Consider the following 23641-nt stretch of genomic DNA (forward strand, 5'->3'; position numbering starts at 1 on the left):
TCAGGGCTGTAAAGCCTTGATCAGTTGATCGGTATTCGAGCGCATCATACCCAAATAGGTATCCACGCCGGATCCGGGCACACCCAAGGCGTCGGAATACAAGGTGCCGCCCACTTTCGCACCGGTTTCCCGAGCGACTTGCTCAACCAGTTTTGCGCTGACCGTGTTTTCGACAAAAATGGCCTGAATCTGCTCGCTGCGCGCTTGCTGGATGATCTGTGCAATATCGCGTGCCGAAGGCTCCGCCTGACTGGACACACCCACCAAAGGAATAAAGCGGATGTTGTAGGCCTTGCCCATGTAGGAGAAGGCATCGTGCGAGGTAATGACCTTGCGCTTGTCTACTGGCACCGCTTGCAGGCGGGTTTTAATGGAGTCGTCCAGTTCCTGAATGCGCTGGGCATAATCCTTGGCACGGCCCTGGTAGTACTGGGCATTGGCCGGATCAGCTTGCTCAAGACCTTTGCTGATATTGCGAACATAGATCTGCGCCAGATCCAGACTTTGCCAGGCATGCGGATCCTGACTGCCATGCTGATGGCTGTGCTCATGGCCGCTGTGGTCTTTCTCGGGCGCGTGTTCATGATCCTGGGCGTGGTCATGCGCAGGCTCATGGTCATGGTCGTGGTCGTGGTCGTGGTCGTGGTCGTGGTCGTGGTCGTGGTCGTGGTCGTGGTCGTGGTCGTGGTCGTGGTCAGCATGATCGTCAGCCCCGCCTTCAAACGCCAAAGGCGTAATGCCTTCCGTCGCCACGACCTGCGGACCCTTATAGCCCGCCGCCTGCTGCAAGCGCGGCAGCCAGGATTCAAACTCCAGGCCATTGACCACCAGCAACTGCGCCTTGGCCAAGGTCTTCGCATCGCTGGGACGCGGCTCAAACGAGTGCGCATCCCCATTGGCAGGCACAATCGTGCTGGCCATGACCTTGTCGCCCCCAATCTCCTTGACCATATCGTTCAGGATCGAAAAGCTGCTGACCACTCGCAAGGGTTCAGCCTGTACCGACAGGCTGGCCGCCAACAAACCCAGGGCCAACACCATGCGGCCTGAATACATGCCTCGCATTTTCATCAATCGTGCTCCAAGAGAGAGGCCATGCGCCGACGCCGTGCACGCCATTGGGAATAAGCACGCAGCAAACCGCCTTGGGGGCCAAAAGTGATAGAAAGAAAATAAAACGCGCCCGCCGCCAGGATAATCGCGGGCGAAGCCGGAACGTTGTAGTAATACGAGAACAGCAGCCCCAGATAGGCGCTGATCATGCCCAACAAAGCCGCCACCAACATTTGTCGACCTACGGAATACACCCAGAACCGGGCCGAGGCGGCGGGCAGCATCATGATCCCCACTACCATCAAAGTCCCCAAAACCTGGAAGCCAGCCACCAGCGTGATGACCAGCATGAACAAAAACAGCATGTGAACCACGGAGCCGCGCCCACCCTGGGTACGCAAAAAAATGGGGTCCATGCACTCCAACACCAACGGTCGGAACACCAGAGCCAGAATAAGCAACGTAATCGTTGTGCTGCCGGTAACCAGCAGCAAAGACGCATCATCCAGCCCCAGCACCGTGCCAAACAGCACATGGATCAAATCCATATTGGAGCCACGCAACGAAACCAGCAGCACTCCCAGTCCCAGCGACACCAGATAGAAGGCCGCAAAACTGGCGTCCTCGCGTTGTGGTGTCAAACGAGCAACCAGCCCGGCCAGCAAAGCGACGACCAGGCCGGTAATCATGCCGCCTATGGCCATCGCACTTAAGGACAAGCCCGCCGTCAAAAAACCGACTGCCACACCAGGCAGGATGGCATGGGCCATCGCATCACCCATCAGGCTCATGCGGCGCAGTACCAGAAATACACCCAAGGGCCCTGCCGCTGCGGCCAAAGCAAAAGACCCGGCCAGCGCGCGCTTCATGAAACCGAAATCGATGAAGGGGCCAAACAGCACATCCATCAGCGCCATCATAGGTAGTCACCCGCACACAAATGGCGAGCCAGATGCAGGTTCTCCGGCGTCAGCACTGCTTCGGTTTGCCCCCAACCCACTACTTGTCCGGCAAGCAGCACGGTTTGCGGAAAACAGCTACGCACCATATCCAGATCATGCAGCACGGCCATCACGGTACGGCCCTGCTTGTGCCAGTCCAGAATCAGGTTCATCAACTCATCCGAGGTTGCGCGGTCCACCGCAGCAAAAGGCTCGTCCAGCAAGAGGATTTGGGCATCCTGCATGATCATGCGAGCAAACAAGGCGCGCTGTAATTGCCCACCCGACAAGGTACCAATGGAGCGACGCGCAAAATCAGCCAGCCCCACCTGCTCCAGCGCATGGCCAAGGCGTTCATGCTCTGCTTTGGGAAAGCCGCCCCAGGCGCCCACGCGCTTCCAGGCCCCCATGGCCACCAGATCATGCACCGTCACCGGAAAGCTTTTATCCAGATCGCCCATTTGCGGCAGCAAGGCCAACTGATCCAGAAAGCCACTATCGACAGCAATGCGCCCTTTCAGGGGATTGATCTGTCCGGTCAGCCCTTTGAGCAAGGTGGATTTACCGGCTCCGTTAGGCCCGACAATGGCGGTCAAGGAGCCTCGGGTAAAACAGCCGCTGATATCACGCAGGGCGATTTTGTCTTTCCAACCCAGCGCCACATGATCCAGCTCGATCAAGGTTTGAGTGGAGGTCATACCCTTACCACGCGCCCAATGCCCAGGCAGTTAGCAGCCACAGGGCTGCTGCCACGCACAAGGCGCCCAGTACGCGCTGCCCGGCCGAGGCCAGCAAAAGCGAACGGCGCGGCACCGGACTACGGGAAGTCGAGGAAAATTGAGAACAGGACATGAAACAGGGATAATGCGGCTAGATTGGGAATTTAATTTTTTCCAAAGATGTTATAACATAACAAACAGCCTATCAAGCGCCATGCCTGTACATATTCTTACGCCCAACGCTATTGAAGATCAGCTCGCTATCGCTGAACAGCTTTGTCTGGAACGCGGTAAACGGCTGACCTCCATTCGCCGTCAGGTACTGGAAATCCTGATTCAGGCTCAGCGCAGCTTGCGCGCCTACGAACTGCTGGATCTGGTTCGCGAATTTCAACCCGGCGCCAAACCCCCTACCGTTTACCGCGCCCTGGACTTTCTGACTGAAGAAGGGCTGATCCACCGCCTGGATGCCGTCAATGCCTGGACCGCCTGTGTCGATGCCGGGGGCCACCCCCACGACTTGCTGATTGTCTGCACTCAATGCGGCACCGTGGTGGAACTGTGCGCTCCGGACTTGAGCCAAAGGCTGGCTGACTGTGTGCGCGGAGCAGGCTTTGCCCTGTCCGGTCACGAGACCGAGTTGCGCGGCCTGTGCCAACGTTGCGTTGCCGCTAAAAACGAGCGAAAACCCTTATCTGCCCCCTAAAACGTGGTATTTTGCCGCCAATCGGTATATATTCCCCGATCTATTGGCAAACCTCTGTGAATTTTTACAGATCACCGTTTGCCCAACAGGCAAGGCTGTGATGTAATCGCACGTTGTTTTCGTGCGGAGCAGATGGGTGCAGGAAGCCGCGGTTGGTGCCGTGCCTTGTACCTTTCGCCCGCCACTGCGAGGCATGTTTATGAACGCGGCATCAGATCTGAACAACATGGTTCCAGTCACTGTGCTGACTGGTTTTCTGGGCGCTGGTAAAACCACGCTGCTCAAGCGCATCCTGAGCGAATATCACGGTCGACGCATTGCCGTCATCGAAAACGAGTTCGGGCCTGAAGGCATCGACAACGAATTGTTGGTGCAAGACTCCCAGGAAGAAATCGTCGAGCTGAGCAACGGTTGTGTGTGCTGCACCGTGCGCGGCGACCTGATGCGCACCCTGAACGATTTGCGCGTTCGCCGCCAAGCGGGCGAGCTGAAGTTTGAGCGTGTCATCATCGAGACCACCGGCATGGCTAACCCCGGCCCGGTCTGCCAGACCTTTTTCATGGACGATGATATTGCCGACTACTATCGGCTGGACGCGGTCATTACCGTCGTGGATGCCAAACACGGCATGGCCACGCTGGACCAACAAGAAGAAGCCCAAAAACAGGTTGGCTTTGCTGACCGCTTGCTGATCTCCAAAAAAGATCTGGTCAACGATGTAGATTACGAGGCCCTGCGTGCCCGCCTGATCCGCATCAACCCGCGAGCCACCATTACACCGGTTCACTTTGGTGAAACGGACATCAAGGATTTGCTGGAAGTCAGCGGTTTCAACCTGAACTCCATTCTGGACATTGATCCGCAATTTCTGGCAGAGCAACACCCCGATGCGGCGGACGGCCATGATCACCACCACGACCATGGCGATGACGGCGAGTGTGGTCCGAGCTGCGGACACGATCACCACCATCATCACCACGAGCACGCCGCTCACAATGACGAAATCGGGGCTTTCGTGTTCCGCTCGGACCGTCCTTTCGACCCCGAGCGACTCGAAGACTTCCTATCGGGCATTGTCCAGGTATTTGGACCAGATCTGATGCGCTATAAGGGCATTTTGTATCTGAAGGGCATCAATCGCCGTATGCTCTTTCAAGGCGTACACATGATGATGAGCGCCGAGCCTGGCAATGCCTGGCTGGCCAAAGATAAAAAAGGCACCAAGCTGGTCTTTATTGGCCGCAAATTGCCACAAGACATATTCACCCAGGGCCTGGAGAATTGCCTGGTTTGAATTAATAATTATTCAGTAAATGCGGAGCGATTGCGCGTGACGACAGTTACAGGCTCCCAGACGTCAACAAGAGGTAAGCATCATGGCAACTAAGTCACATGACAGTACTACAACCCTGCTGACCGAGCAGGAGCTTTTGGCGATGCCTGAGTCAGACTACATGAACGCCGCCCAGCTGGAGTTTTTCAAGCATCGCTTGCGCCAGCTAGAGCAAGACATTCTGGCCAATGCGGGCGCCACAACGGAAAACCTGCGTGAAACCCAGTTCGTTCCTGACCCGGCTGACCGTGCCACGATCGAAGAAGAACACGCTCTGGAGCTGCGCACCCGCGATCGTGAGCGCAAGCTGCTCAAGAAAGTGCAACAGTCCATCGCCCTGATCGATTCGGGCGAATACGGCTGGTGTGAGGAAACCGGCGAGCCCATCGGCCTGCCCCGTTTACTGGCACGTCCCACGGCCAACCTGTCTCTGGAAGCCCAGGAACGTCGCGAGAAGCGCCAAAAAATGTTTGGGGATTAAACCTCTGACACCCGCGTTTGAAGTACGTAAAACCCTCCCATAAGCAAATAGGCAATGGGAGGGTTTTTTACTTCCTGGACCACGAGTCGCTTGATAACAATGCGCGTTATCGCCTGGCCTGCGTCGCCAGTCATCTCGATGGAAGAAAGAGAGCCCAAGCGCCAGAACCAGGTAAAAAATGATACAAAGAACATGTCTTGAAACTATGTGTTTATTAGCCTAGCCGGTAGCCAACGCCACCTTCAGCCATGTCCACCAAACGATCATTGAACAAATGCGCCCAGTGCTCCCATACTTGGTACCCACGCGGCAAAGAGCTATCTGTACGATGCCCTGAGTGCGCCAGTAAAGATGTCAGCTACGTCAGCTACACGAGTAATGGCTTCTGGTGGAAAACATTGGCAACCATCCTATTCTTTGGCATTTTTATCGCGACGTGCGGCAAAACAAATCAGCCTCCCAAGGCGACCAGCAATGAAGAGCAAAAAGTTCTTCACTTGCAAACACCAACCTCCGAGACACTGCTCAACCAGCAACTGGAGAGCAATAAATCGATGCAAACCCCGTCCCTGAAATTCGAGCTGAACAAAAACTGACCTAAGCTTTCTTTCACCCAATCAGCCCTCACTCCAGCCAGCTAAAAACATTGCCCTCAAACAAAAAACTGTTCGGCTACACCAACTGCATCAACAAATTTACAGGCTTGCATATTGATCCTTGAAATTTCCTGCTGGGCCCCCAAATGGGAACCTTAAAGGAAGGAAATCATGGAACAATTTCACGCCACTACTATTGTCTGTGTACGCCGCGGAGATCAGGTCGCCATTGGCGGCGATGGTCAGGTCACCCTGGGCAATGTTGTCATCAAGGGCACAGCCCGCAAGATTCGCCGTTTGTACAACGACAGCATCCTGGCCGGCTTTGCCGGTGCGACGGCCGACGCATTCACTTTGCAAGAGCGCTTTGAAGCGAAGCTGGAGAAGTACCAGGGCAACTTGCTGCGCGCTGCCGTCGAGCTGACGCGCGATTGGCGCACCGACCGCGTTCTGCGCCGTCTGGAAGCCATGCTGCTGGTGGCGGACAAGGAACACACGCTGGTGCTGACCGGCAATGGCGATGTGCTCGAACCCGAGCATGGCTTGGCTGCCATTGGCTCGGGCGGCTCCTACGCACAATCTGCAGCGCTAGCGTTGCTGCAAAACACCGATATGGCTCCTGCCGAGATCGTTAAAAAGTCCCTGGAGATCGCAGGCGACCTGTGTATCTACACCAACCAGAACCATATCGTCGAAACACTCTGACAGCCGGATACCCCACCATGTCTACACCTAATATGACTCCCGGAGAAATCGTCTCCGAACTGGACAAGCATATCGTTGGCCAGGGCAAGGCCAAGCGTTCTGTCGCCGTGGCCCTGCGCAATCGCTGGCGCCGCCAGCAGGTTGCCGAGCCTTTGCGCAGCGAAATCGTACCCAAGAACATTCTGATGATCGGCCCCACCGGCGTGGGCAAAACCGAAATCGCCCGCCGTCTGGCCAAACTGGCCAATGCGCCTTTCATCAAGGTCGAAGCCACCAAGTTCACAGAAGTGGGCTATGTAGGCCGCGACGTTGAAACCATCATCCGCGATCTGGTGGATATTTCGGTCAAGCAGACCCGCGAGATCGAAATGCGCCGTGTACGCACCCAGGCCGAGGAAGCCGCTGAAGACCGCATTCTGGACGTGCTGGTGCCCCCTTCGCGCGATGCCCACGGCCAGCCCCAACGTGAGGATAACTCCGCACGCCAGGTATTTCGCAAGCGCCTGCGTGAAGGCAAGCTGGACGATACCGAGATTGAAATCGAAATGGCCCAGGCCATGCCTCGCATGGAAATCATGGCCCCTCCCGGCATGGAAGAGATGACCGAGCAACTGCGTGGCATGTTCTCTGGTCTGGGACAGGAAAAAACCAAGGCTCGCAAGCTGACCGTCAAAGAAGCCTTCAAGCAACTGACCGAAGAAGAAGCGGCCCGTCGCGTCAATGAAGACGATTTGCGCACCGCTGCAGTGGCCAACGCCGAACAGAACGGCATTGTGTTCCTGGACGAAATCGATAAAATCACTGCCCGTGGCGAGAGCCAAGGCAGCGGTGGCGACGTGTCCCGCCAAGGTGTGCAACGCGATCTTCTGCCTTTGGTGGAAGGCACCAGCGTCACCACCAAATACGGTGTGGTGCGTACTGACCACATCCTGTTTATTGCGTCGGGTGCCTTTCACTTGTCGCGCCCATCCGATCTGATCCCTGAACTGCAAGGTCGTTTCCCTATCCGCGTGGAACTGGAATCGTTGAGCGCCCAGGATTTCGTACAGATTCTGTCGACCACCGATGCCTCCCTGACCAAGCAATACGCGGCTTTGCTGGGCACCGAAGACGTCAAACTGGATTTCCGTCCCGACGGCATTCAGCGTCTGGCCGAACTGGCTTTCGATGTCAACGAGCGCACCGAAAACATTGGTGCTCGCCGCTTGTACACGGTCATGGAAAAACTGCTGGAAGAGCTTTCCTACAGTGCTGGCAGCCACGGTGAACAAAGCGTGGTCATTGATGCAGACTACGTGAACAAACAGTTGCAGGAAACAGCGGCCAGCCAGGATCTGGCACGCTACGTGCTGTAAGTTCAGCACTAGACTCAAGGCTTATTCCGCTTGTTGTCGGACACGAAAAAGGGGCAGAAAAATCTGCCCCTTTTTCCATTCTTGTTCGGATAAGAACCAACACCGTACCAAGCAGACGACTGTACCAAGTTTTCAACAAACTCTGGCTTGGCAAAACGAATCAGGCTTACTGATCGCCAGATCACCAAACAATTCCGCCGACCAGAGCATACTGATAGCTCCCCTGTATAAGACATAAAAAAACCGGGCGAACCCGGTTTTTCTCCACTTGCTGAATCCGCCTTATTTGCTGATCTTGGTGACCACGTAATCACCCCCATCGCGCTTGGCAGTAAATTTCACCTTGTCACCCGGTTTGATATCGGCCAGCAAGGCAGGATCAATTTTGTACACCAATGTCATGGCGGGTAGCTCCAGGTCGCTGATCTCACCATGCTTGATGGTAATTTTGCCGGCCTCGGCGTCCAGTCGACGCACTTCACCGGACGCACTGGCTTCCTGAGCCTGGGCAACCACGACATATGCCGAGCCAGCCACCATACCCAAGGTCCCCAACGCCAAGGCCGTGCCTCGTTTCGTCCACGTCATTTTTCACTCCTGCAAATTGTGCAGAGCCAGACAATTAGCTCATAATGCCTACTTTCGGACGCCTGATGCGTCTGTTTCCGATCAAGCATAACGCTAAACCTTTGCAAAAGCATGAGTGAATTTATTAAAGGGTATGTGCTGCGTCCAGCCACCCCCGCCGATATTCCGACCATTTTGGGTCTGATGCGCGACATGGCCGCCTTTGAGAAACTGGAGCATATTTTCAAGGCCAGCGCCGAGTCGCTGCGCAACAGTTTTTTCTCCGACACCCCCAGCGCCTACTGCCTGGTGATCACGCCACAAGACCAGCCCAACACAGCAATCTCTTACATTATGTGGTTTTACAACTACTCCAGCTTTCTAGATCGCCGTGGCATCTATCTGGAGGATTTGTATATCGACCCCGCCCACCGCAAACACGGTCTGGGCGCTGCTGCCCTGCGTCATCTGGCTCAGTTGGCTGTCGCCCAGGGCTGTGGCCGCCTGGAGTGGGTGGTGCTGGACTGGAACCAGAACGCCATCGACTTCTACAAACATCAAGGCGCGCAGGTACTGGATGACTGGCGCGTGGTGCGCGTCACGGGCGAGGCCTTGCTCAACATGGCCCAAGGCACTCCTGTTCCTGCTGAGATATAAAACCCATCATGTCCACACGACTTTCCATTATCAGCACCCGCACCGGCGACGACGGCACCACGGGTCTGGGTGATGGCAGCCGCCTGCCCAAAACCGCTCCCCTGATCCACGCTCTGGGAGATGTGGATGAACTGAACAGCCATATCGGTGTCTTGCGCAGCATGACGCTACCAGAGGATGTCGATACCTTGCTGTCCGACATCCAGCACGACTTGTTCGATATGGGGGCCGAATTGTGCATTCCTGGTCATCAGGTCATAGACAGCACGCATGTGGAACGTCTGGACCAGGCGATTAGTCATTACAACGAACCTTTGGGCATACTCCAAGAGTTTATTTTGCCTGGCGGCAGCCCGGCAGCGGCGCAAGCGCATGTGCTGCGTTGTGTCGCGCGTCGAGCAGAGCGCAGTGTTGTTGCGGTGCCCGCAGAGACACTGCCGCAGGACGGTCCGCGCTTGTACCTGAATCGCCTGTCGGATTTGTTGTTTGTATTGGCGCGTACCTTGAACCGTTACGCAGACCGCTCTGATGTGCTTTGGGAGCCCAAGCGCAACGCCCAGCACAAAGGCTGATTACCCACATCACGCCTGCCATGACCGCGACAAGAACAAGGCCCTGCTTGGCAGGGCCCTATTTTTTCAAACAAGGTCAATGCGGGTTGTGTCCGCAAACCTGAACACAGGCTGATCCGTAGGATCTTCGTACACCTGCCATTTCAAGGACAAGCTGCCTACCTGGATATCCACGGTCGCCAAGGTGTTTTCCCTGTCACTGTCGTCCGGGTCACAACGCCAGATCGGGAACCTTGCATGGTGCTGATCCGCCAGGACTTTTAAAGGATCAAGCTTGGCACCGGCTTGCGCCAACAACTCATCGCCCCGCTCCTGCCGCAGCTCGGACGAACGAGTCAGACGCTGTTCAAAGCCTTGCATGGCCTCATGCACAGCATGGTTGGCATGCAAACGGTTTTGCTCAATCGTTTGCACGGACACGGCCTGGGCACTGAACTCCACGCTCAGCAAACGCGGATCACCTCGCTGGGCCAAACTCAGATGAAATGCACCAGAACGGGGGTGATCCTGCAAAATGCTCACCGCCTGATCCAGATCGGGCTGATCGAGCATGGCACGGGTCAGAACCATGCGCGGCACGCCTGGGGCCACGTGGCGCGCTCGCACGTTATTGACCGTCATGGCCAGGCCTGCCTGTGTCACCGCAAAGCTGTGGCCCGGTAAAGAGGCGGGATACAGAAAGGAGACAAAGGACATGCCACTATCGGGGATGAATTTAGCCACCCCGCAGTACCCGGCCAAGCCTGGATCGCCGTCCTCGTTATGCACCAGGCGGGGTTCCCCTTGATCAGGCATTTGCACGGTTGTGCAACCATCAGGCGCCATGGCCCATAAGTCGCCACGGCAATTCCACAAGAACACATCCTCAAATGGGAGCTCCAGGCCTAATGCCAGGCCCTGGAGCTCGGTCCATATTCGGGGAAAATAACGCTCGGTGTACTGGGCCAGCTGACTGGCTACAGCCGTTCCTTTTGATTGCATGATGCCCTGCCATGCTGTTGAGTTCAGCAAATAGGCATGCACTGCAGAGGCTCCGAAACGTCCCAAAGAATGGCCAATTTCTTTGGGACCACCACTTAACTCCAGATAGGACAACTTAGCCATTGCGTCTATTTCCAGTAGGCACCGGACTGGTGCAATTGATTTTCAAGCAACTCGATACCGCTTACCGCACGACTGCCTGCCTTGGCCAGAACCTGCTCCAGCAACACCTCCACCAGCGCCTGTGCAGCAACTAACGAAGGGAAAAAAGACGGACTGTCGGTTCCAAACAATAATGTGGCATCTGCCTGCTGCGCAATAGGGGCAAGCAAGCTGTCGCAAATCGCCAGAATGTGTGCATCTGCCCGCCGAGCAGCCTGATGCACCAGTACGGCTTCTTGCGAATACGGCGCAAAACCGAACAAAACCAATACATCGCCCTTTTGCAACGCCCGCACATCCATATCCAGGGTCCCTGACTCACCACGCAGCAAGACAATGGAGGGTCGAAACAAACGGTACTGATAATGAAAAGAAAAGGCAGGCGCAAAAGAGGCTCGAAACCCGGCCACAAAAACCCGCTTTGCCTTGGCAAGCAGGCTGACAGCCTGCGGAAGACGGGCTTCGTTCACCTCGCGCAACAGTGCCAGATTATCCATTTGCGCTGCCAGAACCTGTGCCTGGCGATCTTCTTTGTTTCGGTTACGAACCACCGCCCGAGCCTGATCGGCATAGCGGCGGGCACCCTGGCCATGCAGGGCCTGGGTGAAGACGGCCTTGAATTCTGCCCAACCGCCAAAGCCCAAAGACTGTGCAAAACGCAGCAAAGTGGCAGGCTGTACCTGTGCCTGGGCGGCCAACTGACGCATGGACAGCAAGGGCACCTGATCAGCGTGATCAAGCACATAACGTGCGCTTTGCTGGAACTGGGGCGACATGGCGGCAAACGCCGCTTGAATACGCTCCGTCAGGTTACTCAAGGAGTTCATGGGCCAACGCGCTTTTAAAGGGGACACCAAGTATATATCGGCCGCAAATGCTGCCAAGACGCAACAGTGCGATCTTTATCCATCTGTACCGACCACCCAATGATGATTTATTTGTTGAAAGTATTATTATATATTCAACATACGTTGAAAATATTTTGGGACTACTTTCTGGATCTGCGCCATGACACATGTTTTTCATCGCAACCCCAAGCACATGCTGCCCTATGCCGTTAAAGGGGATGGCATCCGCATTGTGGACAAGGAAGGCAAATCGTATATAGACGCCAGTGGCGGGGCGGCCGTGTCCTGCCTGGGCCATAGCCACCCTGCCATCATTGCCGCCATCAAGCAGCAACTGGACCAGATTGCCTACGCCCATACCTCTTTTTTCAGCAGCCAGGCTGCCGAAGATCTGGCGGATTTTCTGACCAGCCGATCCCCTGGAGATCTGAATCACGCTTACTTTCTATCCGGCGGCTCTGAAGCAGTAGAGGCCAGCCTGAAACTGGCTCGACAATACTTTGTAGAAATTGGCCAGCCTGAGCGCCATATCTTCATCGCCCGCCGTCAGAGCTATCACGGCAATACGCTGGGTGCCTTGGCCATTGGTGGCAATGAATGGCGCCGCAAACCCTTTTTACCGCTGCTGGCGCCAGCCCAGCACGTTTCCCCTTGCTATCCCTACCGCGATCAGCGCAGCGATGAAAGCGCCGAGCAATACGCGGACCGTCTGGCTCAGGAGCTGGATGACACGATTCAAAACCTGGGCCCCCAACATGTTGCTGCCTTTGTCGGCGAGACTGTGGTGGGAGCCACCGCCGGTGCCTTAGCCCCGGTAGGCGACTACTGGAAGAAAATCCGCCAGGTCTGCGACAAGCATGGTGTGCTCCTGATTCTGGACGAAGTCATGTCCGGCATGGGGCGCACCGGCTATCTGTTTGCCTGCGAAGAGGACGGCGTGGTGCCGGACATCATGGCTATTGCCAAGGGTCTGGGTGCGGGCTATCAGCCGATTGGGGCCATGCTGGCCAGTGACCGGATTTATCAAGCCATCCTGAATGGCTCGGGCTTTTTCCAGCACGGCCACACCTATATGGGCCACGCCACGGCCTGCGCCGGTGCGCTTGCCGTGCAGCAAGCCATTGAGCAGGACCAGTTGCTGGAAAACGTCCGCCAGCGTGGCGAACAATTACGCCAGGAACTGCATCAGGCATTGGACAGCCACCCCAATGTAGGCGATATACGCGGTCGAGGACTGTTTGTTGGCGTCGAGCTGGTACAAGACAAGACCAGCAAGCAAGCCCTGGACCCAAGTCTGAAAACCCACGCCAAGATCAAACAACATGCATTTTCCCAAGGTCTGATGCTCTATCCTATGGGTGGCACGATAGATGGGGTGCATGGCGATCATATTTTGCTGGCGCCGCCCTTTATCTGTACCGAGTCCGACATTCAGGAAATCGTGAAACGTTTGACGCACACCATAGAGCACATCCTGCCCCGTTAAATCCCATCTTGCCGAGCAATGAGCGGACAGCCAGCATGGGCTGTCCTCCTCAGGAATACCCTGCTGATCGTCCTGCGGCAAACCAGCCGCAAGAAGCACCGCCATACATAAAGGAGAACCATGGCCCGCCTACCTTATGCTGACCTGAACGCCCCCGAAGCCGCCCCATTGGTAGAACAAATCATTGCAGAGCGTGGCAGTGTCTTGCACCTGTACCAGATGCTGCTGCACAGCCCGCCCATTGCAAAAGGCTGGCTGAATCACCTGACGGGCATACGTCACAACAGCAGCCTGCCGGGTGATCTACGCGAGCTGGTCATCATGCGTGTAGCCTTGTTGAATCGTGCCCCTTACGAGGCCGATCAACATGCCCCTATCGCTCTGGCTGAAGGCCTGAGCCAGGCTCAACTCGATGCCCTGCCCGACTGGCAGGATTCGGATGCGTTCACGCCCATCCAGTGTGCGGTACTGGCCTACACCGATGCCATGACCTTGAAGGTGCAAGTGGAACCCGCCGTTTTTCAGGATGTACGTCAATATTTCGATGAGCGCCTGACTGTCGAGCTGACCGCTACCATTGCTACCTACAATATGGTGTCGCGCTTTCTGGAAGCCTTGCACATCCACTCAGACGACTCGCGTTAAACCGGCACCCTAAGTACATTCGTCCTGCTGCCTCCCAAGCGCCCCGCCAGAAACTCCACAAACAAACGCAGTTTGGGAGGCAGATGGCGGGTGGGCGGATACAAAGCCCACAAGGCACCACAATATTGAGTGCGGAACTCCCAATCGTCCAGCACACGCACAATGCGCCCTTCCTGCTCGGGCTCCCTGGCCACAAAACAGGGCAAACTGCCTATCCCCAAGCCACGCTCGACCGCATCCAGACGCACACCCGTATGATTAGCCGCGTAACGCCCACTAACCGACACATTCAGCACCCGCCCTCCTTTATTGAAGCGCCAGCGTGAATCGCTGGGCGCCTCGCCCAGATAAATGCAGCTATGTTCGCGCAATTGCTGTGGATGCACGGGCAGGCTGTGCTCGGCCAGATAAGCGGGGCTGGCATACAAGCCATGTCGAATATCGGTCAGATGACGGCCCATCAAACCCGGTGGCGGCTGATCGGTGATTCGTATCGCCAGATCCAGTTGATCGTCGATCAGATCGGCGTAGCGATCATCCAGATTCATCAGGACATTCACCTTGGGATGCGCCGCCAAGAAGTCCGGCATATGAGGATGGATCAGAAAATGCCCCACTGCTTTGGGAACACTCAAGCGAATCTGCCCCTCTGGCTCGGTCTGGAACTGTCCCGAAATTTCCATCGCGGCCTGGGCGCAAGACAGCATGTCACGCGCATGCTCATAAATTGCCTGCCCACTATCACTTAAGCGCAATTTGCGTGTCGTGCGCTGCAGAACGCGCGTTCCCAGGCCTTTCTCCAAACGCGCAATGGAACGGCTGACCGCCGACGGGGTATAGCCAAGCTGGCGAGAGGCTTCGGAAAAACTGCCTGTCTCCACCACTTTGACAAAAACCACCATGTCACTCATCAGGGAAGTGAGATTACTTGTGCTCATAGGGAATAAATCATTTCAATGAATTGCAATTACCAGGACTGCTGGCAATGCCTACAATGCTTTAAAGCCAATCGACCGATAATAAAATGCAAGATAAATTATATTTGACCAGCCACAGCCTTACCTGCACAGCGGAAATCCTGGAGGGTTATCACTCCGAGAATGAACGCTACGCTGTCAGGCTGGATAAAACCTTATTTCACCCTCAAGGTGGTGGTCAGCCCTGTGACAAAGGCACGATAAATGGGAACGAGGTTCTGCACGTGGCACAAAACCACGATGGCCATGTCCTGCACTACCTGCACAAGTACCTGCCTTTGGGCCCAGTGGAACTACGTATCGACGGCAACCATAGACGGGAAAACGCTCGCTTACACACCGCAGGCCACATGATCGGTCATCTGCTGGAGCGCATTGGTTGGCAAGCGGTAAAGGCGCATCATTGGCCGGGTGAGTCGCGTGTCGTGTTTCGCAGCTCCGCAAATGCCCTGCCCCCACTTCTGGACGATTTATCGAACCACTGTGCCGAACAAATCCAACTGGCCCAAGCTATTTTCATCAGTTTCCAGGCTGGCCGACGCCAAGTTGCAATTGGCAATCTGGGTCAATACCCATGTGGCGGCACCCATGTTGAAAACACATCTGAATTGGCTGGATTGAAAATAATTCGCATCAAAAACAAAAAGGATGAACTTAGCGTTCACTATGAAATGATGACCGAATAAACAATAAAAACCAGGATAGTTGATTAGCACCGTCTATCAATGGGAAAAGACAAGAGCCTTTTAAAAACACCAAGAACATGAGGGATGTATTGAGAGGCTGAACGATTACAGATTGGACATATGCAGTCCCTGCAAATAGCGAACGTCTGGCTACCCGACGTTCCCGCTGCATTGATGCGTCCACCTCACAAAAGCTGGGCGACGCTATCCTCGGTCAAAACGCCCTCGATCACTACCCGCCCAGCAGCCCGCAAGGGCAACGTAACAATGGCCAAGCCGGAAGGGAGAGCTGCAGAGCATCTCGTCACCCCAAGCAAGGGCAACTTGCGCCTGAGCCCGTCTTGCCTTGTGGGATATCGCAGACCTGCCATGCCGCTGATTTTTTGGAGTGAATAGTGTTGCAAACCTATTGGCCAGAGTTCACTACTCTGGCGTTGATTCATTTTTTGGCCGTTATTGCCCCTGGGCCTGACTTTGCGGTCACCATCCGCCAAAGTGTGCGGCTGGGCCGCCAGGCCGGCATTGCCACCGCTATTGGCATCGGGGCGGGAATCTCCGTGCATGTGATCTACACCTTGTTGGGCGTAGGCGCTTTACTGCACTCCACCCCCTGGCTGATGAGCGTGGCCGAAATCTTGGGCGGCGCTTACCTGCTGTACATAGGCTGGGGATTTTTACGACAGGCCAATTCTCCCATGGAGGTAAGCCTAACCGAGTCCAGCAATGGCGAACCCGCTGCCGTCAGCGTGCGTCAGTCTCTGGCGCTGGGCTTTATGACCAATGCCACCAACCCCAAAGCCACCCTGTTCTTTCTGGCAGTATTTACATCAATAGTCAGTGCCAGCACCCCGCTCAGCACCCAAATGCTCTACGGCGTCTGGATGTGCCTGGTCAATGCGGGCTGGTTTATTGTCGTTAGTCTGATCTTCACCAATCCTCGCGTGCGCCAGCGTTTCTTACGCATGGGAACCTGGTTTGAACGGATAACAGGCGTCTTGCTACTTGGTTTTTCACTGCGCCTGCTGGTGCATGCCGGGCAGCGTCTTTTGATCTGAGCAGACAAAAGCCGAACAGTGTCAAAGATCGCAGCTCACCTTTGCACTCTGGCCTGCATAAGCGATAAATAGCAGCAAGCATGATTGCTCTAGCGCCATAAAAAAATCGCCCCGCCTTGTGAAAAGGCGGGGCGATTTTTCATTAGACCATGGATTGGCCCGTCTTACGGGCTCTGCGCCAATCCCGGATCAGGTTGCCAACCAGCAAGACTAAAATGATGGCCGACATGACAGGCCAGATCATAAAGTAAATCGTCATCAACATAAGATTCTCCTTTGCTTTTTTCTATCGTGAGTTCAAGCGCGGGCCGAAACCGGCTCACCTTTCACTTCACGCTGTTTCTTGCCCGGTACGGGAGTCTCGTCATAGTGAAAAGACTGCACGCGCTCGGCCAGGACGGAAAAATCAAAACGTTCCTGACTACGCAAACTGATGGCTACACAAACCACAGCGCTAACGCCGTAAGCCGTCAAGGACCCCAACAAAACAATGTACTCACGCAGAAAACCAATGAAGTTGGGAAGCAAGATAGCGGTCGCAATCACACCAATCGCAATGGCAATACGGCTGCGGAAAAACGCAAAGGTCATCAAACCAGCAACAACACCACCGCCAATCGATGCAGTCACTTCGTAGAACAAGGCCACCACACCCTCGATGGGAATCAGCTCAAAGCGGACGATCGTAAACAGCACAACAGCGCACAACACCGACCAAGTAAACGCTTTGTTGGTAACACGATCCCAGTAAAAACTGACGATGACCGGGAACACAATCGCGCCCCACAAGGCACCGACAAACACCAGCATCACCAGAATATCCAGACGCAAACTGGCGAAGATCACCCCCACCATCGTGGCAACGACCATCGTGACACGGCCCCACCACAGCATACGAGCAGGTTGTGGGCGGCCACGAGCAATGTTCTTGGCGTAAATATCCGTCATCACGATCGCTGACAAGGCGGCCAAGTCCGAGTCCGCAGTGGAAGACAAGGAGCCCACCACCAGCACGAAAAACAAGGCAATACCAACGGGTGGCAGATACGTAGACGCCATCTGCGGGATGATGTTGTTCATATTGCCATTCACGGGCTGCAAGCCGGTGAACAAAGCCAGCAGACCCAACATGCCCAAACCAATGACAACGGCACCGTAACCAATGGTGGCCGTCAGGAAAGTGGGCTTGATCAGATCCTCTCGCACTGCAAACAGGCGTTGGGCAATCGTCTGGTTACCAATCGCGTAAGCCAGTACCGCCACAAAGTACGGCGCACCTTGCTCCAAAATGGCCTTGGTCGAATAGAAGTTGGCTTGTTCGGAATCCAGACGCCACCAATTGGCCTGAATCATCTCTGTGCCACCAGCGTTAAAGAAGATCAGCGGAATAATGACGACGGCTGACAAAATCATGGCAACCAGTTGAGCAAAGTCCGTCATCACCGAGGCGCGAAAACCTGACCACAAGGTGTAGGACAGCACTCCCAGACCCGCAATCAGCACACCTTGAATAAATGTCAGAGGGCTAAGGACCGAGACCAACGCACCTGCGGCGGTGAAGTTCACCATCAGGCTGATGCTACTGCCCACCACGTTGGAAATCGCCATAATCATCTGACTGGACGAGCCGTGCCGTGCGTGCAGCACCTCGGCCAGCGTATGTGCCTGCGGGGCCAGTTGGCGAAAACGTCGCCCAAAGGGGTAGATGAACAGAATCATCAAAGCACCCCATAGCCCGTAATGTAGAGGGCCTGATAGCCCATATTTAAAACCCGAGGTCGCGCTGGCATAAAAGGACGCGGCCCATATCCAGGTGGCAATCATGCTGGCCGCTGCAAGGCCAAAACCCACTGCACTGTTGGATACCATGTATCCATCCACGTTTTCTTTCTTTTGGCCAATCACGAGCGACATCAGAAATGTCGCACCATAAAAGCCAACCAGCAACAATATGGCCGTTGTGGTTGAAAGCGTAAAAAACTCCGCCTCTTGCATGTCTTTCCCTTTCTCTTCTGCGCGATGGCTGCTTGCAAAACAGCTCTCACTCGCATGCGTGCCGATTCCGCAGTAACGCGCTGGGCGGCACCGATCCCAAGATCAGAACCGAAACACCTGAACCGAACGCGCGCACACGCGCCTTCGCCCTTGACCAGAGCCAAAGCGAAAAAAGCAAGACACAGCGCAAAGTGCCTCACATTACGGCAAGTCTGCGGGCCTTACAGCAAATAAACATGGCCAGAGACAAGCCGCTCTGTTGCAGGCCGAAGTCGTGTGAGACCGTCGGCTGGTTGTTCCGCGACCCAAGGGTCGGGCAAGGTGTTTCGGGCTAAAGCCGGGTTGTTGTGCAACAACCTGTTGAAGAACGGACCGCCATTTTTTTATGCAATTTTGTCGCACCTGAACGGCCTGTTCGAGAAGCTGATTCAATGAACCAGAGCGACCAATTATACATATTTAAAATTTTAGGGTCTATATCATGCTGTTTCAGCATCGAAAAAGAGGATTTCAGGCCTTTTCAATACACTCGTAGACCTCATCAGTACTCAAACTGGCACGTGCCAGTTCTTGGCAGGCAGCAGGCACTTTGCCTACAAAAGCGTAGCCCTCCCCTCGCACCGAGCGTATGGGCAGTTCCTCTCCGATCGCCGTTATTTTACGTTTCAAGCGACTGATCAAAACGTCCACAGAACGGGCAGTCGACTCCCGCCCTTCTTCCGGAGGAAACAAACGATCACGCTCTACGGTTTGCGGACTGACCGCAAAGAGAACCTGCACAATACGTCGCTCACCGCGCGTCAACAGGACCGAGTGACCGCGTGGCGTGAGCAAAGTCCAACCGTTCTCCATCAAGTCCCATCGTTGCAGATCCGGCTCCAACTCAGTTCTCTGAGGCAACAGCCCCGCACTGACGGGTTCTGCCAAATCAGTTCGCAAACTTTGCTGCAAGGCATAGCCGCGACGCCGCAAGGCCTGCACGCAAGCCACCACTTCCACCGGCAAAGCATCCTGGTCAAAGCAGGCATCAGCCCCAGCAAGCAACAAATGTCCTCGTTCCAGGCCAGCCATCTTGTCGCGCCGCACAACAAGGACACCTGCAGCAGGAAATTCCATGCGTAAACGATTGATATGCCAAAAAATCTTCTCTGCCTGACACACGAGAGCAAATACCATCTCCGCCCCGATTGAATGCGCTAAGGACAGGCATTGCTCTATCGTCTCTACCGTCTTTACCTTGACGCCCCACTGCTCCGACTCCAAGGCGATCTGCTGCAGACTGGCCTTGTCGTTATGTAACAGAAACATTCGTTCTACCGTCATAGTCCTTACCCTTATGGGTCCACACTAGGCAATTGATGTTTTTTACCCCTGGACTGGCCGGCAAATTCGCCACTGGCTGCCTTGACCAGGAACGCGGCTATCAAGGAATCCATGTTGGGATCAGGACTCAGAGTCTCAGGAACCGTCCCGCCCATTTGTTTTAGAGTAGTCTTGCGGACCGCAGCCAAAGAAACAGTCTCGCCAGAAATCAGATGAAAAAGGAGGTGCGGTGCCGCAAAGGCACGCCCTGCACCCATTCCAGCACAAGCCTGGCTGTCGCCAACGCCGCCGCAGCGGTATGTAGCACGCGTCTTGGGGTTTTCCGTAACTGCCATCAATGTTGTCGTTTTCTCGTTTCAAACCAACTTATAGATGCTGTTCACAATCTGTTCGCTTACAAAAAAAGTAGCCAAAATTTTTTCTGACCCTCTTGTATTGCACTGACATAACCAAGTTTTCGGGTGCAATACCCCCTCGCCTCGTCACGACGATAATTTGAATGTTTTCTCAAGAACCCTTTACCGAAATTTCATCCCTATTCGGTTTTTTTTATTTTCTTACCATTTTTTTATAATGGCTTTTGAATTCTTACAGAACCTGTTTGAATCACTGCAAAAAAACACCTTAATAAACCGTTTATTTCATTTTTGTTTTAAATATTAGGATTTTTGTGCTGTCGGTAAACCGAGGGAGACAGGCCGCTGTATCGACGAAATGCGGTGGAAAAATTGGCCGGATTTAGATAGCCAGACTCGGCCGCCACGTTAGTGATGGCCATATCGGTTTGCCTGAGCAAATGCATGGCATAACGCATGCGGCTGGAATACACAAAATCGCGCACCGTTAAACCACCACTCTCTTTAAAGAGCTCGTTCAAGCGGCGAGCGGTCGTCCCGAACCTCTCCGCCAGACTATCGACCGTCAAATAATCCGACAGATTGTCCCGCACGTGCTGCTGTACTGCATCGACCAGACAATGCTGAGCGGATGAACTAGAAAGACCCTTCCACCCCTTGTTAGCGCTGCTTTCTTCCCTACTTCCTTCCATCTCCCTCAGGCCCAGATGCAGGCGAATACGCTCGATCACTAATTGCACATGGGTTTGGTACGCAATGAAATCGCGAGCGCCGCTACGTAAAGCCATGAGCTGACTATCCGCGCATAAAACCGCTGACAGGAACACCACCGGAATAGAAGCGGTTTGGGGATTGGCACGCAACATCCGCATAAAAGTGTCGCCCCGCAAACCAGGCAAGTGGTATTCACTCAACACACAATCAGGCTGCAAGGATTGGCAACGCGCCAAGCCCTGCTGTGCATCCAGCGCAAAACTAATCCGAGCAAAACTAGTGCGTAACAAAGCCAGTAAATCGGCTATGCCGGCAGGTTCTGGAGCAATAAGCAAAATATGAGCTTCAGACGAGACATGCATAAGCAATCCACCTATGGGGACAAATAAGTTTGTTTTGTTCCAATCCGACGCTAATTCTAATAATTAAAAACACTTCCAAATAATTCGCTTATTTCCCTGGCCTTTATATTTCTATTTATTTCCATAAAAACAGTTACATTATTTCGTTTCATTTCTCTAAAACCTAGTAAACTGCGCTTTTGAATGCAAAGATCCGAAAACAAAGCGCCATTACGTTCAAATATTTTTCTTTTGTTTCAAATGAGTAAATTAAGATTCAAAACAATACTCAAACACACAAACAGACAAATAAAAACCCCGCCGTAGCGGGGCTCATCAGTAAAGCAGGGCAAACCTCAAATCAACGATTATGCGTTGCTGGCAAAGCCTGCCCGCGCCAGAACGCCCAACGGGCCGATCTGGCGTACCACATCAATTTGTTCGGGAGTACGCACATAAATGCAGCCGGCATAAGACAGAGCATTGACTGAAATACCGTCAACCAACTCCATGCTGCGCGGCACCACCAGCATCCATCCCTGGCCAGCCAACATATTATGTGGCGGTAACTGTCCGTCCTGCCCTGGCACCAAACCCAACTCATTGCACGCCAGGCGGTAAGAATTCAAAAGACTGTCACTCAAGGCGACCGGATCTCGACTATCGGACAAGCGCACAAAACAATGCTCAAAAGCCAAGGCGGGGTGTTGATGCGCGCTGCCTGCAGCAGCCTGGGTGGGGAGTTTGTCAAGATAGAGAGCCAGCGAACCATTGCTGTCCGCCTGCGGAATCCATTGTGTATGTTTGTGACGCTGGCTGGCACCTGCCGGGCCACCGCCGTTGTAAAAGCCCAAACCATTCTGCAAGGCCAGAAAGTCCGCCAGAATTCGGAAATCAATATCGCGTAGCGGGCTGAGCTGTTCGGAAAACACCTTGTCGGCCAGCACCAAATGCAGATCACAGACAGCAAACTTGTTCAGCACAATATTGTGTGTGCTGCTGGCATCAACCACCGTCAAAGCGGGGGTTGGCGGCAAGAAAGGATTGAAGTTGGGGTCGCGCGGTCCACCTGGAATCGAGACGCTGGCAGCATCCTTGGCCGCCAGAGTAGATACCCAACGCACAAAAAATGTCAGCCCTTGATCCCGCATCAGTTGCTCTTGAGCTTGCACGGGCAACAAATCACCACTGGCCAACGCGGCCCGACTTAGTTGGTCCAGGCGTTGCAAAATTTCCTTGCTCACGTCGTCTCGCTCCTCATTTGAAGTTGTATAGTGACGCCTTATTGTAGGCAAGAGACGCGAATAAACGCGCATGCTGCCTAACGCAAATTTTCCACCACCTCTATCAGGAGTACTCCATGTCCGGTATCCGCCGTATTGCCAGCCCACTGCCACTGCCCTTCTCGCGTGCCACCATGGCTGGCGGTTTTTTGTTCTTGTCCGGCCAGATCCCCTATGACGCCCAAGGTGAAGTGGTACGTGGCTCCATCCAGGACCAGACCCACGCTGTGTTTGACCGCCTGATCGAAGGTCTGGCTCTGGCTGACGCCACCTTGGCTGATGTGGTCAAAGCCACCGTCTGGCTGTCCGATATGGCCTTGTTTGCCGACTTCAATAAAGTCTATGCCGAGCGCTTTGGCGACACCTTGCCTACCCGCTCGCTGGTTGAAGCCAAACTGGCCAAAAGCGTGGACGTAGAAATTGAAGTTCAAGCCTGGCTGGGCGATCGCGGCTAAGCCGCTTTCAGACCGACGGGTCGTCACACAAATTCACGCTACCAGGCCTTGGATATGGCACACTGAATTCCTCTAGTCCAAGGAGAATTCTGATGCGTTTTTTTGCTTCGGCCCGTCACACTTTACTGGCTTGTTCTGTCTTAGGTCTGGGCACCAGCATCACCACCTACGCAGCCACGACTGACCAAGCCGCAGAACCGACTGCGATCAAACGCTTTCTGGGCGATTCGGACCTGCCTTTTTCCCGCGCCGTGCAAGCCGGGGACTTTCTGTTCCTGTCAGGACAAATCCCGCTGAACGCGAAAGGCGAGATCGTGCGCAGCAGTATTGAAGATCAGACCAATGCCACGCTGGACCGAATTGAAGAGACGCTGAAATTGGCCGGTGCAGACCTTAGCCATGTCGTCAAAGTGACGGTGTATCTATCTGATATGGCCTTGTACGATCAGTTCAACAAAACTTATAAAGAACGCCTGGGCAGCAACTTTCCGGCACGCTCGTTAGTACAGGCCAAACTGGTGGGTGGTGTGGACGTAGAAATCGACGTTCAGGCATGGACAGGCACTAAAACCAGGCCAGCCAAACATTGATACCGGCCCCTTGCCATAGCCGATCCCTTATAAGCGGCACGCTTACTGCCTGACTGTCT

The 23641-nt window shown here is 54.5% G+C and carries 28 protein-coding genes; 14 read left to right on the forward strand and 14 right to left on the reverse strand.

Going from position 1 to position 23641, the window contains the following annotated elements; translation table 11 throughout:
• The 4 genes from CA948_RS12955 to CA948_RS17705 are packed head-to-tail and all read right to left on the reverse strand — an operon-like array spanning position 1 to position 2846.
• On the reverse strand, positions 1 to 1071 hold the full coding sequence (locus CA948_RS12955) for a metal ABC transporter substrate-binding protein (protein ID WP_108728212.1): 1071 nt from the start codon (positions 1069 to 1071) through the stop codon (positions 1 to 3).
• Positions 1071 to 1970, reverse strand: a complete 900-nt coding sequence (locus CA948_RS12960; RefSeq protein ID WP_094198243.1) for a metal ABC transporter permease — start codon at positions 1968 to 1970, stop codon at positions 1071 to 1073. The genes CA948_RS12955 and CA948_RS12960 overlap by 1 nt, the downstream gene beginning before the upstream one ends.
• Entirely contained in the window at positions 1970 to 2692 is a 723-nt protein-coding gene (locus CA948_RS12965; protein WP_094195467.1) for a metal ABC transporter ATP-binding protein, read from the reverse strand. The genes CA948_RS12960 and CA948_RS12965 overlap by 1 nt, the downstream gene beginning before the upstream one ends.
• A gap of 4 nt (positions 2693 to 2696) precedes the next feature.
• Positions 2697 to 2846 (reverse strand): hypothetical protein, encoded by a 150-nt coding sequence (locus CA948_RS17705; RefSeq protein ID WP_162988085.1) that lies wholly within the window; start codon positions 2844 to 2846, stop codon positions 2697 to 2699.
• A gap of 81 nt (positions 2847 to 2927) precedes the next feature.
• Here CA948_RS17705 and CA948_RS12970 point away from each other — a divergent pair, with 81 nt between their 5' ends.
• The 6 genes from CA948_RS12970 to hslU all read left to right on the forward strand — a co-directional run bounded on the left by CA948_RS12970 (position 2928) and on the right by hslU (position 7889).
• Positions 2928 to 3419 carry a Fur family transcriptional regulator gene (locus CA948_RS12970; RefSeq protein WP_094195466.1) on the forward strand — a complete coding sequence of 164 codons (492 nt, stop codon included), beginning with the start codon at positions 2928 to 2930 and terminating at the stop codon, positions 3417 to 3419.
• A gap of 199 nt (positions 3420 to 3618) precedes the next feature.
• Positions 3619 to 4713, forward strand: a complete 1095-nt coding sequence (locus CA948_RS12975; protein WP_094198242.1) for a CobW family GTP-binding protein — start codon at positions 3619 to 3621, stop codon at positions 4711 to 4713.
• Positions 4714 to 4795: 82 nt separating this feature from the next.
• Positions 4796 to 5233, forward strand: coding sequence for an RNA polymerase-binding protein DksA (gene dksA / locus CA948_RS12980; protein WP_026484112.1), 438 nt, complete (start codon positions 4796 to 4798; stop codon positions 5231 to 5233).
• Between the two features lie 248 nt (positions 5234 to 5481).
• Positions 5482 to 5829 carry a hypothetical protein gene (locus CA948_RS17640; RefSeq protein WP_159063889.1) on the forward strand — a complete coding sequence of 116 codons (348 nt, stop codon included), beginning with the start codon at positions 5482 to 5484 and terminating at the stop codon, positions 5827 to 5829.
• Between the two features lie 171 nt (positions 5830 to 6000).
• Positions 6001 to 6534: an ATP-dependent protease subunit HslV gene (hslV, locus tag CA948_RS12995; RefSeq protein ID WP_094195464.1), complete on the forward strand. Its 534-nt coding sequence runs from the start codon at positions 6001 to 6003 to the stop codon at positions 6532 to 6534.
• Positions 6535 to 6551: 17 nt separating this feature from the next.
• Complete coding sequence (gene hslU / locus CA948_RS13000; RefSeq protein ID WP_108728214.1) at positions 6552 to 7889, forward strand: ATP-dependent protease ATPase subunit HslU; 1338 nt, start codon at positions 6552 to 6554, stop codon at positions 7887 to 7889.
• 282 nt (positions 7890 to 8171) lie between these two features.
• Here hslU and CA948_RS13005 read toward each other — a convergent pair whose 3' ends face one another.
• The gene (locus CA948_RS13005; RefSeq protein WP_234354420.1) at positions 8172 to 8429 is read right to left on the reverse strand and encodes a copper-binding protein; all 258 of its coding nucleotides are present in this window, start codon (positions 8427 to 8429) and stop codon (positions 8172 to 8174) included.
• A gap of 159 nt (positions 8430 to 8588) precedes the next feature.
• Between CA948_RS13005 and CA948_RS13010 the strand changes: the two genes are divergently transcribed.
• Entirely contained in the window at positions 8589 to 9113 is a 525-nt protein-coding gene (locus tag CA948_RS13010) for a GNAT family N-acetyltransferase (protein WP_108728215.1), read from the forward strand.
• A gap of 8 nt (positions 9114 to 9121) precedes the next feature.
• Complete coding sequence (locus CA948_RS13015; RefSeq protein WP_108728216.1) at positions 9122 to 9685, forward strand: cob(I)yrinic acid a,c-diamide adenosyltransferase; 564 nt, start codon at positions 9122 to 9124, stop codon at positions 9683 to 9685.
• 66 nt (positions 9686 to 9751) lie between these two features.
• Here the strand turns inward: CA948_RS13015 and CA948_RS13020 are convergent, their stop codons facing one another.
• Positions 9752 to 10789, reverse strand: coding sequence for a C45 family autoproteolytic acyltransferase/hydrolase (locus tag CA948_RS13020; protein ID WP_094195459.1), 1038 nt, complete (start codon positions 10787 to 10789; stop codon positions 9752 to 9754).
• Between the two features lie 5 nt (positions 10790 to 10794).
• The gene (locus CA948_RS13025; RefSeq protein ID WP_094198241.1) at positions 10795 to 11655 is read right to left on the reverse strand and encodes a MurR/RpiR family transcriptional regulator; all 861 of its coding nucleotides are present in this window, start codon (positions 11653 to 11655) and stop codon (positions 10795 to 10797) included.
• Positions 11656 to 11836: 181 nt separating this feature from the next.
• Here CA948_RS13025 and CA948_RS13030 point away from each other — a divergent pair, with 181 nt between their 5' ends.
• Together CA948_RS13030 and CA948_RS13035 are read left to right on the forward strand one after the other, a co-directional pair.
• On the forward strand, positions 11837 to 13162 hold the full coding sequence (locus CA948_RS13030; RefSeq protein WP_108728217.1) for an aspartate aminotransferase family protein: 1326 nt from the start codon (positions 11837 to 11839) through the stop codon (positions 13160 to 13162).
• 120 nt (positions 13163 to 13282) lie between these two features.
• A complete protein-coding gene (locus tag CA948_RS13035; protein ID WP_094195457.1) occupies positions 13283 to 13807 on the forward strand; it encodes a carboxymuconolactone decarboxylase family protein in 525 nt (174 codons plus the stop codon).
• Here the strand turns inward: CA948_RS13035 and CA948_RS13040 are convergent.
• On the reverse strand, positions 13804 to 14745 hold the full coding sequence (locus tag CA948_RS13040; protein WP_094195456.1) for a LysR family transcriptional regulator: 942 nt from the start codon (positions 14743 to 14745) through the stop codon (positions 13804 to 13806). The genes CA948_RS13035 and CA948_RS13040 overlap by 4 nt on opposite strands.
• A gap of 86 nt (positions 14746 to 14831) precedes the next feature.
• Here CA948_RS13040 and CA948_RS13045 point away from each other — a divergent pair, with 86 nt between their 5' ends.
• Together CA948_RS13045 and CA948_RS13055 are read left to right on the forward strand one after the other, a co-directional pair.
• Positions 14832 to 15470 (forward strand): alanyl-tRNA editing protein, encoded by a 639-nt coding sequence (locus CA948_RS13045; RefSeq protein WP_108728218.1) that lies wholly within the window; start codon positions 14832 to 14834, stop codon positions 15468 to 15470.
• A 395-nt stretch (positions 15471 to 15865) separates the two neighbouring features.
• Entirely contained in the window at positions 15866 to 16525 is a 660-nt protein-coding gene (locus tag CA948_RS13055) for a LysE family translocator (protein WP_321267539.1), read from the forward strand.
• A gap of 142 nt (positions 16526 to 16667) precedes the next feature.
• Here CA948_RS13055 and CA948_RS17785 read toward each other — a convergent pair whose 3' ends face one another.
• From CA948_RS17785 to CA948_RS13080, 6 genes are all read right to left on the reverse strand, one after another.
• Positions 16668 to 16790: a putative transporter small subunit gene (locus CA948_RS17785; protein WP_094195454.1), complete on the reverse strand. Its 123-nt coding sequence runs from the start codon at positions 16788 to 16790 to the stop codon at positions 16668 to 16670.
• A 32-nt stretch (positions 16791 to 16822) separates the two neighbouring features.
• Positions 16823 to 18520, reverse strand: coding sequence for a sodium:solute symporter family protein (locus tag CA948_RS13060; protein WP_108728220.1), 1698 nt, complete (start codon positions 18518 to 18520; stop codon positions 16823 to 16825).
• Between the two features lie 510 nt (positions 18521 to 19030).
• Entirely contained in the window at positions 19031 to 19843 is an 813-nt protein-coding gene (locus CA948_RS13065; protein ID WP_108728221.1) for a winged helix-turn-helix domain-containing protein, read from the reverse strand.
• An 11-nt stretch (positions 19844 to 19854) separates the two neighbouring features.
• A complete protein-coding gene (locus CA948_RS13070) occupies positions 19855 to 20178 on the reverse strand; it encodes a hypothetical protein (RefSeq protein WP_159086137.1) in 324 nt (107 codons plus the stop codon).
• A 317-nt stretch (positions 20179 to 20495) separates the two neighbouring features.
• Entirely contained in the window at positions 20496 to 21275 is a 780-nt protein-coding gene (locus CA948_RS13075) for a response regulator transcription factor (protein WP_108728223.1), read from the reverse strand.
• A gap of 347 nt (positions 21276 to 21622) precedes the next feature.
• Complete coding sequence (locus tag CA948_RS13080; protein WP_108728224.1) at positions 21623 to 22498, reverse strand: ATP adenylyltransferase family protein; 876 nt, start codon at positions 22496 to 22498, stop codon at positions 21623 to 21625.
• 116 nt (positions 22499 to 22614) lie between these two features.
• On the opposite strand from CA948_RS13080, the gene CA948_RS13085 reads away from it, so the two are divergent.
• Entirely contained in the window at positions 22615 to 22992 is a 378-nt protein-coding gene (locus CA948_RS13085; RefSeq protein ID WP_108728225.1) for a RidA family protein, read from the forward strand.
• Positions 22993 to 23084: 92 nt separating this feature from the next.
• The gene (locus CA948_RS13090; protein ID WP_108728226.1) at positions 23085 to 23582 is read left to right on the forward strand and encodes a RidA family protein; all 498 of its coding nucleotides are present in this window, start codon (positions 23085 to 23087) and stop codon (positions 23580 to 23582) included.
• Positions 23583 to 23641 lie beyond the last annotated feature (59 nt).

This window comes from Alcaligenes aquatilis, from assembly GCF_003076515.1.
GTDB lineage: Bacteria > Pseudomonadota > Gammaproteobacteria > Burkholderiales > Burkholderiaceae_B > Alcaligenes > Alcaligenes aquatilis.

Coding starts and splice junctions, on each gene's coding strand:
- CA948_RS12955 (WP_108728212.1), bottom strand. CDS start 1,071: ATGAAAATGCGAGGCATGTATTCAGGCCGCATGGTGTTGGCCCTGGGT.
- CA948_RS12960 (WP_094198243.1), bottom strand. CDS start 1,970: ATGGCGCTGATGGATGTGCTGTTTGGCCCCTTCATCGATTTCGGTTTC.
- CA948_RS12965 (WP_094195467.1), bottom strand. CDS start 2,692: ATGACCTCCACTCAAACCTTGATCGAGCTGGATCATGTGGCGCTGGGT.
- CA948_RS17705 (WP_162988085.1), bottom strand. CDS start 2,846: ATGTCCTGTTCTCAATTTTCCTCGACTTCCCGTAGTCCGGTGCCGCGC.
- CA948_RS12970 (WP_094195466.1), top strand. CDS start 2,928: ATGCCTGTACATATTCTTACGCCCAACGCTATTGAAGATCAGCTCGCT.
- CA948_RS12975 (WP_094198242.1), top strand. CDS start 3,619: ATGAACGCGGCATCAGATCTGAACAACATGGTTCCAGTCACTGTGCTG.
- dksA (WP_026484112.1), top strand. CDS start 4,796: ATGGCAACTAAGTCACATGACAGTACTACAACCCTGCTGACCGAGCAG.
- CA948_RS17640 (WP_159063889.1), top strand. CDS start 5,482: ATGTCCACCAAACGATCATTGAACAAATGCGCCCAGTGCTCCCATACT.
- hslV (WP_094195464.1), top strand. CDS start 6,001: ATGGAACAATTTCACGCCACTACTATTGTCTGTGTACGCCGCGGAGAT.
- hslU (WP_108728214.1), top strand. CDS start 6,552: ATGTCTACACCTAATATGACTCCCGGAGAAATCGTCTCCGAACTGGAC.
- CA948_RS13005 (WP_234354420.1), bottom strand. CDS start 8,429: ATGGTGGCTGGCTCGGCATATGTCGTGGTTGCCCAGGCTCAGGAAGCC.
- CA948_RS13010 (WP_108728215.1), top strand. CDS start 8,589: ATGAGTGAATTTATTAAAGGGTATGTGCTGCGTCCAGCCACCCCCGCC.
- CA948_RS13015 (WP_108728216.1), top strand. CDS start 9,122: ATGTCCACACGACTTTCCATTATCAGCACCCGCACCGGCGACGACGGC.
- CA948_RS13020 (WP_094195459.1), bottom strand. CDS start 10,789: ATGGCTAAGTTGTCCTATCTGGAGTTAAGTGGTGGTCCCAAAGAAATT.
- CA948_RS13025 (WP_094198241.1), bottom strand. CDS start 11,655: ATGAACTCCTTGAGTAACCTGACGGAGCGTATTCAAGCGGCGTTTGCC.
- CA948_RS13030 (WP_108728217.1), top strand. CDS start 11,837: ATGACACATGTTTTTCATCGCAACCCCAAGCACATGCTGCCCTATGCC.
- CA948_RS13035 (WP_094195457.1), top strand. CDS start 13,283: ATGGCCCGCCTACCTTATGCTGACCTGAACGCCCCCGAAGCCGCCCCA.
- CA948_RS13040 (WP_094195456.1), bottom strand. CDS start 14,745: ATGAGCACAAGTAATCTCACTTCCCTGATGAGTGACATGGTGGTTTTT.
- CA948_RS13045 (WP_108728218.1), top strand. CDS start 14,832: ATGCAAGATAAATTATATTTGACCAGCCACAGCCTTACCTGCACAGCG.
- CA948_RS17785 (WP_094195454.1), bottom strand. CDS start 16,790: ATGTTGATGACGATTTACTTTATGATCTGGCCTGTCATGTCGGCCATC.
- CA948_RS13060 (WP_108728220.1), bottom strand. CDS start 18,520: ATGCAAGAGGCGGAGTTTTTTACGCTTTCAACCACAACGGCCATATTG.
- CA948_RS13065 (WP_108728221.1), bottom strand. CDS start 19,843: ATGACGGTAGAACGAATGTTTCTGTTACATAACGACAAGGCCAGTCTG.
- CA948_RS13070 (WP_159086137.1), bottom strand. CDS start 20,178: ATGGCAGTTACGGAAAACCCCAAGACGCGTGCTACATACCGCTGCGGC.
- CA948_RS13075 (WP_108728223.1), bottom strand. CDS start 21,275: ATGCATGTCTCGTCTGAAGCTCATATTTTGCTTATTGCTCCAGAACCT.
- CA948_RS13085 (WP_108728225.1), top strand. CDS start 22,615: ATGTCCGGTATCCGCCGTATTGCCAGCCCACTGCCACTGCCCTTCTCG.
- CA948_RS13090 (WP_108728226.1), top strand. CDS start 23,085: ATGCGTTTTTTTGCTTCGGCCCGTCACACTTTACTGGCTTGTTCTGTC.